At 61.7% G+C, this 14,514-nt stretch carries 15 protein-coding genes; all 15 read right to left on the bottom strand.

Annotated features, from left to right (window positions below; translation table 11 throughout):
- Nucleotide 1 precedes the first annotated feature (1 nt).
- Nucleotides 2–730 carry a class I SAM-dependent methyltransferase gene (locus JFT85_RS23250; protein ID WP_069552623.1) on the bottom strand — a complete coding sequence of 243 codons (729 nt, stop codon included), beginning with the start codon at nucleotides 728–730 and terminating at the stop codon, nucleotides 2–4.
- Nucleotides 731–755: 25 nt separating this feature from the next.
- Nucleotides 756–1,673, bottom strand: a complete 918-nt coding sequence (locus tag JFT85_RS23245; RefSeq protein ID WP_201230509.1) for a PfkB family carbohydrate kinase — start codon at nucleotides 1,671–1,673, stop codon at nucleotides 756–758.
- Complete coding sequence (locus JFT85_RS23240; protein WP_053257549.1) at nucleotides 1,666–3,132, bottom strand: purine-cytosine permease family protein; 1,467 nt, start codon at nucleotides 3,130–3,132, stop codon at nucleotides 1,666–1,668. Before JFT85_RS23240 ends, JFT85_RS23245 begins: the two co-directional genes overlap by 8 nt.
- Nucleotides 3,133–3,321: 189 nt before the next feature.
- Nucleotides 3,322–4,323, bottom strand: coding sequence for an ADP-ribosylglycohydrolase family protein (locus tag JFT85_RS23235; protein ID WP_069552625.1), 1,002 nt, complete (start codon nucleotides 4,321–4,323; stop codon nucleotides 3,322–3,324).
- Entirely contained in the window at nucleotides 4,320–5,033 is a 714-nt protein-coding gene (locus JFT85_RS23230) for a GntR family transcriptional regulator (protein ID WP_053257551.1), read from the bottom strand. Before JFT85_RS23230 ends, JFT85_RS23235 begins: the two co-directional genes overlap by 4 nt.
- Nucleotides 5,034–5,103: 70 nt before the next feature.
- Complete coding sequence (locus tag JFT85_RS23225) at nucleotides 5,104–5,664, bottom strand: DUF1285 domain-containing protein (RefSeq protein WP_053257552.1); 561 nt, start codon at nucleotides 5,662–5,664, stop codon at nucleotides 5,104–5,106.
- Nucleotides 5,665–5,690: 26 nt separating this feature from the next.
- Complete coding sequence (locus tag JFT85_RS23220) at nucleotides 5,691–6,296, bottom strand: DUF4823 domain-containing protein (protein ID WP_053257553.1); 606 nt, start codon at nucleotides 6,294–6,296, stop codon at nucleotides 5,691–5,693.
- Nucleotides 6,297–6,427: 131 nt separating this feature from the next.
- Entirely contained in the window at nucleotides 6,428–7,396 is a 969-nt protein-coding gene (locus JFT85_RS23215) for a GTP 3',8-cyclase MoaA (protein ID WP_053257554.1), read from the bottom strand.
- 139 nt (nucleotides 7,397–7,535) lie between these two features.
- Nucleotides 7,536–8,204 carry a TetR/AcrR family transcriptional regulator gene (locus tag JFT85_RS23210; RefSeq protein WP_053257555.1) on the bottom strand — a complete coding sequence of 223 codons (669 nt, stop codon included), beginning with the start codon at nucleotides 8,202–8,204 and terminating at the stop codon, nucleotides 7,536–7,538.
- Nucleotides 8,205–8,649: 445 nt separating this feature from the next.
- On the bottom strand, nucleotides 8,650–9,435 hold the full coding sequence (locus JFT85_RS23205; protein WP_187601757.1) for a TatD family hydrolase: 786 nt from the start codon (nucleotides 9,433–9,435) through the stop codon (nucleotides 8,650–8,652).
- Nucleotides 9,436–9,512: 77 nt separating this feature from the next.
- Nucleotides 9,513–10,502 (bottom strand): DNA polymerase III subunit delta', encoded by a 990-nt coding sequence (locus JFT85_RS23200; protein ID WP_053257557.1) that lies wholly within the window; start codon nucleotides 10,500–10,502, stop codon nucleotides 9,513–9,515.
- Nucleotides 10,495–11,127, bottom strand: a complete 633-nt coding sequence (gene tmk / locus JFT85_RS23195; RefSeq protein ID WP_053257558.1) for a dTMP kinase — start codon at nucleotides 11,125–11,127, stop codon at nucleotides 10,495–10,497. The genes JFT85_RS23200 and tmk overlap by 8 nt, the downstream gene beginning before the upstream one ends.
- Nucleotides 11,128–11,146: 19 nt before the next feature.
- Nucleotides 11,147–12,349, bottom strand: a complete 1,203-nt coding sequence (gene mltG / locus JFT85_RS23190) for an endolytic transglycosylase MltG (RefSeq protein ID WP_069552627.1) — start codon at nucleotides 12,347–12,349, stop codon at nucleotides 11,147–11,149.
- A 1-nt stretch (nucleotide 12,350) separates the two neighbouring features.
- Complete coding sequence (gene pabC, locus JFT85_RS23185; protein ID WP_053257560.1) at nucleotides 12,351–13,166, bottom strand: aminodeoxychorismate lyase; 816 nt, start codon at nucleotides 13,164–13,166, stop codon at nucleotides 12,351–12,353.
- Nucleotides 13,166–14,410, bottom strand: a complete 1,245-nt coding sequence (gene fabF, locus JFT85_RS23180; RefSeq protein WP_053257561.1) for a beta-ketoacyl-ACP synthase II — start codon at nucleotides 14,408–14,410, stop codon at nucleotides 13,166–13,168. Before fabF ends, pabC begins: the two co-directional genes overlap by 1 nt.
- Between the last annotated feature and the right edge of the window lie 104 nt (nucleotides 14,411–14,514).

Here is a 14,514-nt window from a genome sequence, read left to right as displayed (position 1 = left end):
ATCAGCGGTGTGCCGACACCAGCAGCATCATCGGGCGCTCTTGTTCTTCCGCCAGTTCTGGCCGCGCCATCAGGTCCGCTTCGCTTGGGCCCCACTCCTCGATATGACTCAACGCAAACCCCGCCTGAATCAACAGATTGAGCAACGTGCCCAGCGTACGGTGCTGCTTGATCACGCCATCGGCCAGCCAGTTGGTGACGCGTGGCCCTTCGATTTGATAGCCATCCACCGGCCAACTTTTTCGGCCTTGATCATCGACCAGCCACCCAGGATTGCGCGGTGACATGAAAATAGGATGCTCGATGGAAAACACCAGTCGCCCGCCGGGCACCAGCGCCTGATGGATACGCTCGAACAGGCCCTTAAGGTCGACGATGTAATGGAAGGCCAGGGAGCTGTAGGCCAGATCGAATGAGGCCGCCGGCAGGTCAAGTTGCTCCAGGTCGGCAACCGTGTAGGTGATACCCGCTGCCGAGGTCATCTCTTTGGCCCGCGCCAGCATCTTGTGCGACACGTCCAGACCGAGCACGTGCGCAGCGCCCTGCTCCTGAGCCCAGCGACTGAACCAGCCATAGCCACAGCCCAGGTCCACCACGCTCAAGCCAGCCATCGCTGGCAGCTGTGCCTGCAACGCAGGCCACTCCGGCGCACCGGCCAGGCCTTCGACCGAGCGGCCCATCTTACTGTAGCCCTCGAAGAAGGCGGGCGTGTCGTAGATATTCTGCGTCATTGCGTTGCTCCGTGCTGAGGACCGCCTATTTTGCCAACAATGCATCCACTTCGTCAGCCCCGGGCGACGTCGCCGGGCCCCAGCGCGTGACCGCCAGCGCTGCCGCGGCATTGGCCCGGCGTGCCGCCGCAGCAGGCGCCAAGCCCTTGGCCAACCCGGCCAGAAACACACCGGCATGGGCATCGCCAGCGCCGTTGCTGTCCACCGCGTGCACCTTGAAACCCGGCACATGCTCCGCCTTTCCTTGACGGCTCACCCAGCAGCCATTGGGCCCATCGCGCACCACCAGCAAGGCTTCGGCGGGCAGGTGGCGATTGAGCGCCAGCAGCGCCTCGGCCAGCGTCCCGGCGCCGGTAAACGCAAGGGCTTCCGGGCCGTTGCTGGTCCAGATATCGATACGCGGCAGCAAAACAGTCATCAAGGCCGAATCCGGCGCCTTGACCAACGGCCCCGGGTCGAACACCACGGTGATTTCACGCGGCAGCGCCAGCAGCCAATCGAGCAAGGCCTGGGCCTTGCCTTCGAGCAACAAACTGTAGCCGCTGACGTACACATAATCGTCCGCGCGCGGTAACACGCCGGCCAAATCCTCAGCCCTCAAGTCACCTTCAGCGCCGATGTGGGAAATGAAGGTGCGCTCAGTGGTGGCCTCAGTCAGCGACACACACAAACCCGTGTCTTTATCGTCGCTGGCTTCCTGAAACATCTCCACACCTTCGGCCTGCATGGCCGCGCGGGCCAGGTCGCCGAAGCGCCCTGTTCCATGGCGCCCGAGGTAGACCACCGGCAAACCATTGCGCCGCGCGGCTGCCATCACGTTGAAGCCACCGCCGGCTTCGAAACTGGCCGATTGCGCCAGCACATCGCCGCCCGTCGCGGGCAAGGTATCGAGGGCCATGACCAGGTCGACGATGACCTGGCCGGTGTGCAGCAATCTAGACATTGGGGCTCTCTACTAACGCTGAACGACGGTCGGCCGCGCCGCCCATTACGGCATAACTACCGCCGGCCACCAGGAAGGTGACAATCCAGCCCAGGCCGTTGTGGCCCAGCCAGGAGTCGGACAATGGCCCGGCGAACCAGATGTTTTCGGCGGTGGTGCCGATAGTGGTGAAGCTGAAACCCAACACGATCGCCACCGCCCAGGCGCCGAATGCACGCCACTCCACGCCGCCACGGTACCAATAGGCACTGCTTGGGCTTACGTCCAACAGGTCCTTGGCGCTGTAGTAGTGGCGGTGAATCAGGTCGACCACGAAGATCCCGACCCACGCGGTGATCGGTACTGCCAGCAGCGAGATGAAGGTGATGAACGGGCCATAGAAGCTGTCGGCGATCAGCATGAAGTAAATCGAACCGGCGAAGATCGCCACAATATCGACGATGACCGCGTGCACGCGCTTGACCTTCAAGCCGAGGGTCAAGGTCGTCAGGCCCGCCGAATACACCGAAAGGTTGTTGGAGAGCAGCAGCCCACCAAACGCGGTGATCAGGTACGGCACGGCCATCCAGGTAGGGAGCATGTCGCGGATCGCGATGATCGGGTCAGTGGCCGAGGCCAGGTCGTTGTTGCCGACCGACAGCAGGCCGCCAAGGGTGATCAGCAGCACCAACGGAATCCCCGCACCAAACGCGGCAGAGGCCACCAGGCGCGCGGCCTTGACGCTGCGGTGCTGGTAGCGCGACATGTCGGCACCGGCATTGGCCCAACCGATACCGGTGCCGGCGGCCATGGTGCCGACGCCGATGATCATCGCGCTCAGCGGCGCCGGGGTGGCATTGAACACCGCGCTCCAGTCGATGGTTGCGCAGAGGAAGCCGCCGACCAGAATGTTCAACCCACCGAATACATAGGTAGCCCACTTCTGAATCACCAGCAGCGTGGCGTGGCCCAGGCCGGAAACAGACAAGGTCAGCAGCACGAAAATGGCGATGAATATCAGTGTCAGCACTGGTGCGCTTTTCGCCTCGACCGGCGAATGGAACAGGATCGAACACAGCGACAGCAGCACGAAGGCTGCAGTGGTGGTGTTGACGGTTTCCCAGCCCAGGCGCGACATCAGCGACACCAGGGTCGGGCCGATATTGCCACGCACGCCGAAAATCGCGCGCGACAGGGTCAAGCTCGGTGCACGCCCACGCCGGCCGGCGATGGAGATGATGCCTACCACCGCGAAGGAGCCGGCAGCGCCGAGAATGGCGACGATGATTGCCTGCCAGATTGCCAAGCCACGAAACGCCACCAACGTCGCGCCAAGCGGCAAGCCGAGGATGCTGATGTTAGCGGCAAACCACACCCAGAACAGTTGCAGCGGGTGGCCGTTGCACTCGCTTTCCGGGACCGGTTCGATACCACGTGTTTCCAGTTGCCCGGCGCTTTGGCCGGAAGAAGGGGTGCTCATGAGGGGTGCTCCTGGTGCCTGTATTGTTGTGGTTGTGGCAGATACTCAAAGCTTTAACCGGTCGTCCTGACTCACCTACGATTTAATGTGGGAGCTGGCTTGCCCGCGATAGCGGCCTTCCAGTTGATGCATCAGTGACTGACAGGTCGCTATCGCGGGCAAGCCCGCTCCCACCTTGATCTGCGGTGCTTAGCGCAGATCAAGCAGCCCCTGCACCAACGGCTGCAAATCCAGGCCGTTGACGGCCTTGACCTGCTCGATCATTGCTTCAGGCCAGCACTGCATCCCCAGGCACGCGCCCAACATGGCGCCGAGAATCGCGGCGATGGTGTCAGTGTCGCCGCCCAGGCTGGCGGCCAGGCACAGGGCCTCAAAGGCATTCATCGCGCCCACCGCCACTTGCTGCGCGAGGGCAAACGACACCACCACCGACTCCTGGGACGCGACGGAGGTGCCGATCAGTTCGTACAGCAAGTCGGCAAACAGGGCTTTGTCGCCGCTGCCGACGCTTAAAGTCCGCGCCCAACTGATGCGGGTGGAAATGCGTCCACCGGCAACCCAGTGACCATGGCCTTCGGCCTGCTGGGCGATTTGGGTGCCGATGTTCAGCGCTTCCCCCAGATCCACCCCGTTGATACCCGCCGAGACCACCGCCGCAACGGCCGCCGCGCTGGAAATACCCAGGCTGGTGTTGTGAGTGACCTGGCACGCCTGGATCACCGCCTGGATAAACTGCGCCGGATCGCTGACATCCGCGGCAATCCCCACAGGCGTGATGCGCATCGCAGCACCATTGGTGGTGCCGTAGCGCCCGGACTCTTCCGGGGTGTGGCCGGCGAGGATCATGTCGATTGCGCGCTTGGTCGACGGGCCGAGCAAATCCTGCGAACCCTTGGCGCGCATTACGGCTTCCCAATCGATCAGGCGCTGGGCGAGCACCGTCGGCTCGATCTTGCCTGCGCCTTCCACCAGCAACTCGCCGACCAGGATCGCCTGTTCAGTGTCATCGGTGATGGAGCCGGCCGGCATGTTTGGCGCGATGGGTTGGTCGGCGTCGGCGTCTTCCAGGGCGGTGATGGCACCGAAACGCTTTTGCACCTGCTCGCGGCTCAGGGACTGGGTCGGCATGCCCAGAGCGTCGCCCAGGGCCAGACCGTAGAAGGCGCCAAGGGCGCGATTTGCCGAGGTCATTTTGACGCTCCAAACTGCAGATGCAGGCGAAAGTGCAGCGGGTCGAGCAGACTTTCGACGTACTCCATGAAGCGCTCGCGGCGGTCGTAGGTGGTGCGCGAGGCCTTGAGAAACACGGTGCCGGGCGCGCGACCGAGCAACTCAGCGTCTGCATCGCTGAGGGGCTCGGCGCCGATCCATTGGTCACCTTCGGCGCCGATATAACCGTAAGCGGCCAGGGTAATGGTCAGGGAATCGTCGATCAGGCCCACGCGCGGCAAGCCTTCCAGGCCACCGGCAGCGGGCATCAGCGAGCGCTCCAGGGACACGGCAGTGCCGTCCGTGGTGCGCCGACGGCGGTCGAGGGCGATGAATTGGTCACTGCCGAATCGGCTGAGCAGGTCGGGACGGGTCACCGCCTCCAGACGCAGGATGTCAGTGATGACCCGCGCGCCGGTATCCGCCAGGGCCTGGGCCCAGCCGTTGCGTTGGTCGAGCACCATGCCGTCGAAGGTGACGATGGAGCCGACGCCGCTCTGGGTGGCGATGTAGTTGCGCCGTTTGAGTTCAGCCAAGGCTTCGCGCAGCGTGCCACGGCTGACCGCGAACTCTTCGGCCAACTGATGCTCGCCCGGCAGCAGGAAACCGTCGGCCATCACTCCGCCCTCGATACGGCGGATGAGCTCGTCGACGACGCGTTTTTTCTTATCAAATCGGACATGTCTAATCATGTACAAATTGATAACCGAAAGCGTCCAGTGCCAGCAAGTAAATTATTTCAGCGCGATGAAAAAACCCGCCTTAAGGCTCAAGGCCAATGCGGAAAAACTCCCCGCCGCTCCATACGCCAAGCCAGTTCTGACCGTTGATCGGACGACTGACCGCCAACTCGACCAATTGGTAAAAGGCGTTGCGATGCACGAGGGCTTCGAGGTTGGTGCGCACCCGCAGATAAGGCGCGGGTTCTTGGGTGACCGGGTCGATCACCACGCGCAACGGGTGTTCCAGCCCGGCTTCGACCTGTTCGTCGACATTGGTGGTAAAGCGCAGTACCTGGCTTTCGCCCTGCCCTTCGACTTCAAGGGTTAACGCGACAAACGGCGCATCATCGACGGTGATGCCGACCTTTTCCACCGGCGTCACCAGAAAATACGCATCGCCGTCGCGGCGGATGATGTTGGAGAACAACTTGACCATCGGCTTACGCCCAATCGGCGTGCCCTGATAAAACCAGGTGCCATCGCGGGCGATGCGCATATCGATATCGCCGCAAAACGCCGGGTTCCACAGATGCACCGGTGCCGGCCCCTTGCCCTTGGGCAGTTGAGCCAATAGATCATTGGCCTTGGCGGAATCGGTCATGGGCTCTCCCTTATTTACCTGTGAGGTTACTGATCACTCATGCCCAGCAGGCCTCGGGCGTACTTCGCCAGCGGGCGGGCAATCAGGTCTTCTGGCTTGTTGTCATGGAACGTCAGTAAACCGCCACGACTGCGAATACGTGCAGTATCAATCAAATACTGGGTGCTGGTCTCGATCAACATGATCTGGATGACGCCACTGTCGATCCCCACGCGGTCCAATGCCTGCTGATCGGTCCACTCATCGGCATTGCCGATTCGGTCATCGGCCGCCGCAAAACGGCAATACAGCAGGTAATGCGCACCCGCTGCACGCGCTTCGGCCATGGCTTGTTCCAGGCCTTCAGGCTGGCGGGCGCGGCGCACCATGGGGAAATATTCGACGAAGCCGTTAAAGGCCTCTTCGGCCACCACGTTAGGTCGCGGGTAGGCACTGCCCGGCGGTACGAAAGCGCCTTGGGCGATAAAGACAAAGGAGTCCGGCTGTATGCGAACGGACGCAGTACGGCGGGTATCACTGTGGTCCAGCAACCCAGCGTCGCTCATCTGATAGCGGGTGCCTTCGGCCATATCGCTGACGGTCATGCAACCACTCAGCGTCAACGACGCCAGCAACAAAACCAGACTACGCATCCCAATCCTCCAAAAGCCGGTGACGGAAAACCGGCGAATGGGCACAAGATGCAGAATCCGCGCCATCCAAGAACTACACACAACAAATGTGCGAGCAGGCATGTTGCCACAGGGTTCGGCGCACGTTTGGGCTAGCCGCCGATGATCTTCATGATCGTCGCACCACCGGAGAAGGCCACTTCCTGCTTATCGCCCAACGCCTTCACCAACAAGCCTTGCAAGGCCGGTAAAGCCTGGTGACGCGGTTTGTCCAGCAGGTCGCCGACGTAGTGACGATTGCTCGACGACAGGCAGCCATGCAACCAGCCGGTGGATGACAGCCGCAGGCGCGAACAGGTCCGGCAAAACGGCACGCTTTCGTTGGCAATCACGCCGAAAAAGCCTTTGCCCGGCACTTCGTAACGCACCGCAGTGGCGTCCACCGGGGCATTGGCTTGCAGGTATTCGTGGTGTTCGCCGATCAGGCTGAGCAATTGCTGCAGGCTGACAAATTGCTGCAGGAACGCATTGGAGTCCTTGGCCAGATGCCCCATGCGCATCAGCTCGATAAAACGCAACTCGTAGCCGCGCTCCAGGCAGTAGTCGAGCAACGGCATCACCTGGTCGAGGTTCTGCCCGCGCAATGGCACCATATTGACTTTGATTTTGATCCCGGCAGCGCGGGCCTGGTCCATGCCGTCCAGCACGGTGGCCAAGTCACCGCCACGGGCGATGCTGCGGAAAGCGTCGGCGTCCAACGTGTCGAGGGACACGTTGATGCGGCGAATGCCGGCGTCCACCAGCAGTGGCAGTTTGCGGGCGAGGAGTTGGCCGTTGGTGGTCAGGCTGATATCACTGAGACCCATCCCGCCCACCGCGCCCATGAAGGCTTCCAGCTTGGGGCTGACCAGCGGCTCGCCGCCGGTGATGCGCAGGCGCTCGATGCCCGCCGCTTCGATCAGATAAGCCACACCACGGGCCATGGCCTCGGCCGAGAGTTCGTCCTGGGCAGCCACCAACCGTTTGCCGTTGGGCACACAGTAGGTACACGCGTAATTGCAGGCTGAGGTCAGGCTGATCCGCAAATTGCGAAACCGCCTGCCTTGACGATCAACGATCATGGATCACTCCGGCAGAGGATTGTACGGGCGATCTAAAAGCTGACTTATAAATCAACTTTTAGCAAGGTCCTTGCCTGAGTATATTCCTGGGGTACTGCAACTGGCAGTAATTGATTGCGCCATCACTGTCAGGAATAGCTTAACTGGCAGGGGCGTCGCCGCTCTTCGGTTCAGCGCCTGGCAGTTCAGCGCTGTGCTTGCGCTTGTTGCCCATGCGCACGCCGATATCCATCAGGAACTGGAAGAAACCTTCCTGATCTTCCAGCACATTGCTCCAGAACGGCGAGTGGTACAGCGCAACCGCGCCGTGCACCAACGCCCAGGCGGCGCAATAGTGGAAATAAGGCGGCACATCTTCAAGCTTGCCTTCGCTGATGCGGCCCTTGATCAGCAAGGTCAGGCGTTCGAAGTTCGAGGCGCGGATCTTGTGCAGCTCCTCGACCATTTCCGGCACCTGATGGCCTTTGACCACCTTCTCTTCCAGGCGGTCGAACAGGCGATAGCGCTGCGGATCACGCATGCGGAACTCGAAGTAGGCGCGCGACAGGGCTTCCTTGTCCTTGTCCACATCAGCCGAATGCAGCAGTTCGTTCAAGTCGCGCTCGTAATCGAGCATCAGGCGCAGGTAAATTTCCGCCTTGGATTTGAAGTGCTTGTAGATCGTGCCTTTGCCGATACCCACGGCATCCGCAATCATCTCGACGGTGACACTGTCTTCACCTTGTTCAAGGAATAACTTGAGTGCGGTGTCGAGAATTTCCTGCTCACGGCGGCGAAACTCACGGACCTTACGGGGTTCTTTGTGCATGAGGAAGAGGTCTGCAAAGGTCGAAATAGGGAGGGTTGCGCAGGGCCACGGATACGCGGCGATACGATTTACCCGATGCGAGGGATTATCCCGACTGAACGGTCGTTGGGCAACGTCTATGTGAACCCGCAACGCACTTTACTTTCAACACGCCAACGATTTGCTCGCTGCCAGTCAGAAATAACACGCAACAACTGCCCCTGTGCACCTGCGCAATGAGAACTCAAGCGAAGCGCGCGTATTCCAAATCTGTTTAAAAAACGATCAGATGCGACTGGACTGAATCGGATACTGATCAATACTTGAACTGTCGGCGTGGCATCTCCCCCAAGTGACGCGTCGACCTGGGTACCGACGGACTGCGTGCCCTTGTTTTACTCCTAATGGTCTTAGCCCGGATTCACCCCCCAGAACCCGGGTTTTTTTTGCCTGCGATTTGCCTGCCTTACCCAGCGACGTGGGCCAGCGGGAACAACCGCTTGAAGTTCGCGGTGGTCTGCTCGGCAAAGCGCTCGTACGACTCGCCCCGCAGCATTGCCAGGTAATCCGCCACGTCGCGCACATATTCCGGCAGGTTCGGCTTGCCGCGATGGGGAATCGGCGCCAGGTACGGCGAGTCGGTTTCCACCAGCAGGCGGTCGGCCGGCACCTGACGCGCAACGTCGCGCAGGGCGTCGGCGTTGCGGAAGGTGACAATACCGGACAGGGAAATGTAGAAGCCCAGGTCCAGGGCGGCCTTGGCCATGTCCCAGTCTTCGGTGAAGCAATGCAGCACGCCGGCCTGGGGCAACGCCGCTTCACGCAGCAGGGTCAGCGTGTCAGCGCGGGCGCCACGGGTGTGGACGATCACCGGCTTGCCGGTTTGCTGCGCGGCGTGCAGGTGCAGGCGAAACGAGGCCTGCTGCAACTCGGCGGCCTCCGGCTCGTAGTGATAGTCCAGGCCGGTTTCGCCAATGGCCACCACTCGCGGGTGGTTGAGTTCGCCCAATAGCCAATCGAGGGCCGGCGCTTCACCGGGCTTGAGGTCCAACGGGTGGATGCCTACCGAGCAATCGACATCGGCATACCGGTCGGCCAGTGCTTTGACGTCGGCAGCGTTTTCGGCGCTCACGCCGATGCACAGGAAGTGCCCTACTCCGCGCTGGCGCGCTGCCTCAAGGGCGGCATCGAGGGAGCCGTCGTGCTGGGCAAGGTCGAGGCGATCAAGGTGGCAATGGGAATCTACGAGCATAGGAAGTTACGACTTGAGTCCGGAAAGTTGAGTCACGGAAAGTTGGCGGCCAACGATACACCCGTCGGCCACTGAAATTAACGCCGGCCGAGCAAGCCGACCCACTGCACCAACAGCGCTTCAAGCAGCAGCACGCGGTTGAGGTTGGCTTTGCCGAGAACCTTCTGGCGCTGGGCAAGAATCCAGTCCTGGATATTCAACACCTTGTCTTGCGCGCTTTTCTGCGCGAGGTACTGCACCACCTTGCGCATATCCGGCAGGCCCAAGCCGCTTTCATCCTGGGTCAACTGGTAGCGCAGGATCAGGCTCGACCAGTCGCAGAACCAGTCGAACAGCAACAACAAGGGAATGTCTTTCCAGGCGCCTTCGGCCAGTTGCGTCGCGGACTGCTCTTGCTTGAGCAGCTTTTTGACGCCCTCCACCACCAGCGCACGCTGCTCGCGCACGCCCTGGGCTTGCAGCTTCACGGCAGCCAGCGGTGAACCGGCGGCCAGGGTCAGCAGCTCGACGCGCTCTTCCTGCGAGCACTCAGGCAGCGCCTGGGCCAGCCACTGCAAACTCAGGGCTTCGCTCGGCAAAGGGCAGGCCTGCTGGACACAGCGGCTGCGAATGGTCGGCAACAAGCGGCTGGACTGATGGCTCACCAACAACAGCACCGTATCACCCGAGGGTTCTTCCAGGCTCTTGAGCAAGGCGTTGGCGGCGTTGATGTTCATCGCTTCCACCGGCTCGATCAGGACGACCTTGCGCCCGCCCATCTGTGCGGTCTGCACCACAAAGCTGACCAGGTCACGCACCTGGTCGACCTTGATCGCCTTGTCGGCCTCCTCGGGTTCCAGCAAGTAGTTATCGGGGTGGCTTCCGGCCTTGAGCAACAGGCAGGATTTGCACTCGCCGCAGGCTTCCAGATGAACCGGGCGCTGGCACAACAGGCTGGCCATGAGGCGCTCGGCGAGTGCGCGCTTGCCGATACCAATCGGCCCGTGCAGCAAATAGGCGTGGGCATGCTGGGCGCGGCCGGCCAATTGTTGCCAGAGACTGTCTTGCCATGGATAGGCTTCAGCCACGGGCGCGCTCCAGGAGTTGAGGTAGCAGCGCATCAATGGCTTGTTGTACCTGGGCCAGCGGTTGGGCCGCGTCCAGCACGGAATAACGTGCCGGCTCAGCCTTGGCGAGCGTGAGGAATGCAGCGCGCACGGCATCAAAGAACGCACGCCCTTCCAGCTCGAAGCGGTCCAGGCGACCGCGGGCACTGGCACGGGCCATACCGACTTCCACCGGCAGATCGAACAGCAGGGTCAAGTCAGGGCGCACATCGCCCTGAACGAAAGTTTCCAGTGCAGCGATGCGCGCCAGCGACAAGCCACGGCCACCGCCCTGGTAGGCGTAGGTGGAATCGGTAAACCGATCGCAAATCACCACCGCACCGCGCGCGAGTGCCGGGCGGATCACTTCAGCCAGGTGCTGGGCACGGGCAGCAAACACCAGCAGCAGCTCGGTGTCCGGGTTCATCTGTTCTTCACCTGGGGCCAACAGCACTTCACGAATGCGTTCGGCCAACGGCGTGCCGCCGGGCTCACGGGTCAGCACCACTTCAACGCCCTCGGCGCGCAAGCGCTCGGCCAGGTAATCGCGGTTGGTGCTTTTGCCGGCGCCTTCCGGGCCTTCCAGGGTAATAAACAAGCCAGTCACAGGCAGTCCTTAGTCAGAGTCATTGCGGGCTTTGCGGCGCAGCGGTGGCCGGCGCAGGCTCGGTCGGTTGTTCAAGCGGCGCTGGAGTCGGCGCATCGGCAGGTGGCGCCGAGTCTTCCGATGGTTTCACCAGCGGCGCTTGAGCCGGAGCATCGGCAGGCGCCGCCGGGTCTTCCGATGGTTTCACCACCGGCGCCGGGCTGGAGCGATAGTCGGCCCGGCGTTTGAGCTGAAACTCACGCACGGCGGCATTATGCGCATCCAGGTCATCGGAGAAAATATGGCTGCCATCGCCCCGGGCGACGAAATACAGGCTACTGCCCGACACCGGGTTCAACGCGGCGTGAATCGCCTCGCGGCCGACCATCGCGATCGGCGTCGGCGGCAGGCCGGCAATCATGTAGGTGTTGTAGGGGTTGGCTTCCTTGAGATGGGCGCGGGTCAACTTGCCGTTGTAGCGTTCACCCAGGCCATAGATCACCGTCGGGTCAGTCTGCAACAGCATGCCGATCTTCATGCGGCGCACGAAGACGCCGGCGATCTGCCCGCGCTCTTCCGGCACGCCGGTCTCTTTCTCCACCAGCGAAGCCATGATCAGCGCCTGGTAAGGGTCGGTGTACGGCGCATCGGCGGCGCGCTTGCTCCACTCCTGGGCGAGGACGTCGTCGAGGCGGTTGTAGGCCTTTTTCAGGAATTCGACATCGGTCATGCCGCGCACGAAGCGATAGGTATCAGGGAAGAAGCGCCCTTCAGGAAACACGCCAGGGTGACCGAGCTTGTCCATGACTTGGCTATCGCTCAGGCCCGACAAGGTCTGCACGATCTTTTCGTGCTTGGCCAGAGCCGACCGTACCTGCCGAAAGTTCCAGCCTTCGACCAGCGTCAGGCTGTATTGCACCACTTCGCCGCGCTGCCACAAGCCGATCAAGCCCTCCGCGGTCAGGCCAGGAGTCATGCGGTATTCGCCGCTGTGCAACGGCTGACCATCGAGGTTGAAGCGCCAGTAAAGACGTAACCAGAACGCACCATCAAGTACGCCGTCAGCTTCAAGGCGATTAAAGGTGCCCGTCGGGGTCGACCCGGCAGGCACATCGAGCAATTGTTCCTGGGTCAGATTCAGGGGCTGCTTCAGGGCAGAGTCGAGCTTCCAGGCAGAGAAGCCCAGCAGCAAGCCTGCCGAGACCAGGCCGATTTGCAGCAGTAAAACCAGTTTTCGTATCAACTCAAATATCCAATAGCGCGCGAACAATGCCCTGCAGTTTACGGGTGAGTGGCCCAACCGACCAGCTCATCGCAGCGCAGCCACGCACCGGCCAAATGCCATAAACGCTGTTGCAGACAAAGACTTCGTCAGCCTGCTGCAACTGCTCAAGGCTGATGTCGGCCACGGCCCACGGGATGCCCAGCGCCTGCGCCTGTGCCAGAACTTCCGCGCGCATCACCCCGGCAACGCCACAACGATTCAGATCAGCGGTTAGTAACAGGCCGTTGCGCACCAGGAACAGGTTGCTGAAAACGCCCTCAATGACGCGTCCGGAGATATCCAGCATCAAGCCTTCGGCATGCTCGGTATCTTGCCACTCAGCGCGGGCGATCACTTGTTCGAGACGATTAAGGTGCTTGAGACCCGCCAGCAACGGCTGCTCGGCCAAGCGAGTCGCGCACGGAAACAGGCGGATGCCGTCGGCTCCGTGAGCATGGGGATAGGTTGCGGGCGGACCGCCCTGCAAGATACGGCGCACCGGAGCGCCGGGGTTGATGCCATAACCGCGCAGGCTGTCGCCACGGGTGAGGATCAACTTGAGTACGCCGTCGCCCAGGGCGGCGGCATACGCCAACACCTCGCTGCGGATCAGCGCTTGATCCGCAACCAGGGCGAGCCGCCTGCAACCCTCAGCGAGGCGTTGCAGGTGACGGTCGAGCAGCACAGGCTGCCCGGCCTTTACGGCGATGGTCTCGAACAACCCGTCGCCATACGCCAGGCCGCGATCTTTCAGGGGCACGTTGTCCGCTGGCTGACCGTCGACCCAGCTGTGCATCACTCAGCGAACCGGCGGAACACCAGCGAACCGTTGGTGCCACCGAAACCGAACGAGTTGGAAATCGCCACGTCGATCGGCATCGGCTGCGCTTCGTGAGGCACGAAGTTCAGGTCGCAGCCTTCGTCCGGCTCATCAAGGTTGATGGTCGGTGGAGCGACCTGATCCTTGATCGCCATCACGCTGAAGATCGCTTCGACCGCGCCCGCCGCACCCAACAAGTGGCCGGTCATGGACTTGGTGGAGCTGACTGCCAGCTTGTACGCGTGCTCGCCGAACACCGACTTGATGGCTTCGGCTTCCGCCAAATCGCCGGTCGGGGTCGAGGTGCCGTGGGCGTTGATGTACTGCACTTGGTCAGGGTTGACCTTCGCATCACGCAAAGCGTTGGTGATGCAACGTGCAGCACCGGCACCGTCGGCCGGTGGCGAGGTCATGTGGTAGGCGTCGCCGCTCATACCAAAGCCAATCAGCTCGGCGTAGATCGTGGCACCACGCGCCTTGGCGTGCTCCAGCTCTTCCAGTACCAGCGCACCGGCACCGTCGGACAGTACAAAGCCGTCACGGCCCTTGTCCCACGGACGACTGGCGCGAGTCGGCTCATCGTTGCGAGTCGACAGTGCACGGGACGCGCCGAAGCCGCCCATGCCCAGCCCGCAGGCGGCCATTTCGGCGCCACCGGCGATCATCACGTCGGCTTCGTCATAGGCAATGTTACGTGCGGCCATGCCGATGCAGTGCGTGCCTGTGGTGCACGCCGTGGCAATGGCGTAGTTAGGTCCCTGTGCGCCCAAGTGGATCGACAGGAAACCGGAAATCATATTGATGATCGAGCCCGGCACGAAGAACGGTGAAATTCGACGGGGGCCGGAATCGTGCAAGGTGCGGCTGGTTTCTTCGATATTGGTCAAACCGCCAATACCCGAACCCATGGCCACGCCGATGCGCTCACGGTTGGCGTCGGTCACTTCCAGGCCGGCATTACGCACCGCCTGAAAACCGGCTGCCAGGCCGTATTGAATGAACAGGTCGAGTTTGCGGGATTCTTTGATCGAGAGATATTCCTCGACATTGAAGCCCTTTACCGAGCCGCCAAAACGGGTGGAATAGGCAGAAAGGTCCGTGTGTTCGATCAGACCAATACCACTGTGGCCAGCAAGAATGCCCTGCCAACTGCTCGGCACATCCGTACCCAGTGGCGACAACATACCCATACCGGTGACTACGACGCGTCTACGCGACACAGCACTCTCCTTTTTCTTGATGACGACACTTTGCTTCAGAGCTCACTTTGCTTCAGAGCTAAAGAAAAAACCGCACGCCGTTACAGCAGTGCGGTTTTTCCCTA

Source organism: Pseudomonas sp. TH04, assembly GCF_016651355.1.
Lineage (GTDB): Bacteria > Pseudomonadota > Gammaproteobacteria > Pseudomonadales > Pseudomonadaceae > Aquipseudomonas > Aquipseudomonas fluorescens.
Note: the sequence above shows the minus strand (reverse complement) of the source record. Positions and strands in the feature narration are given on the sequence as shown.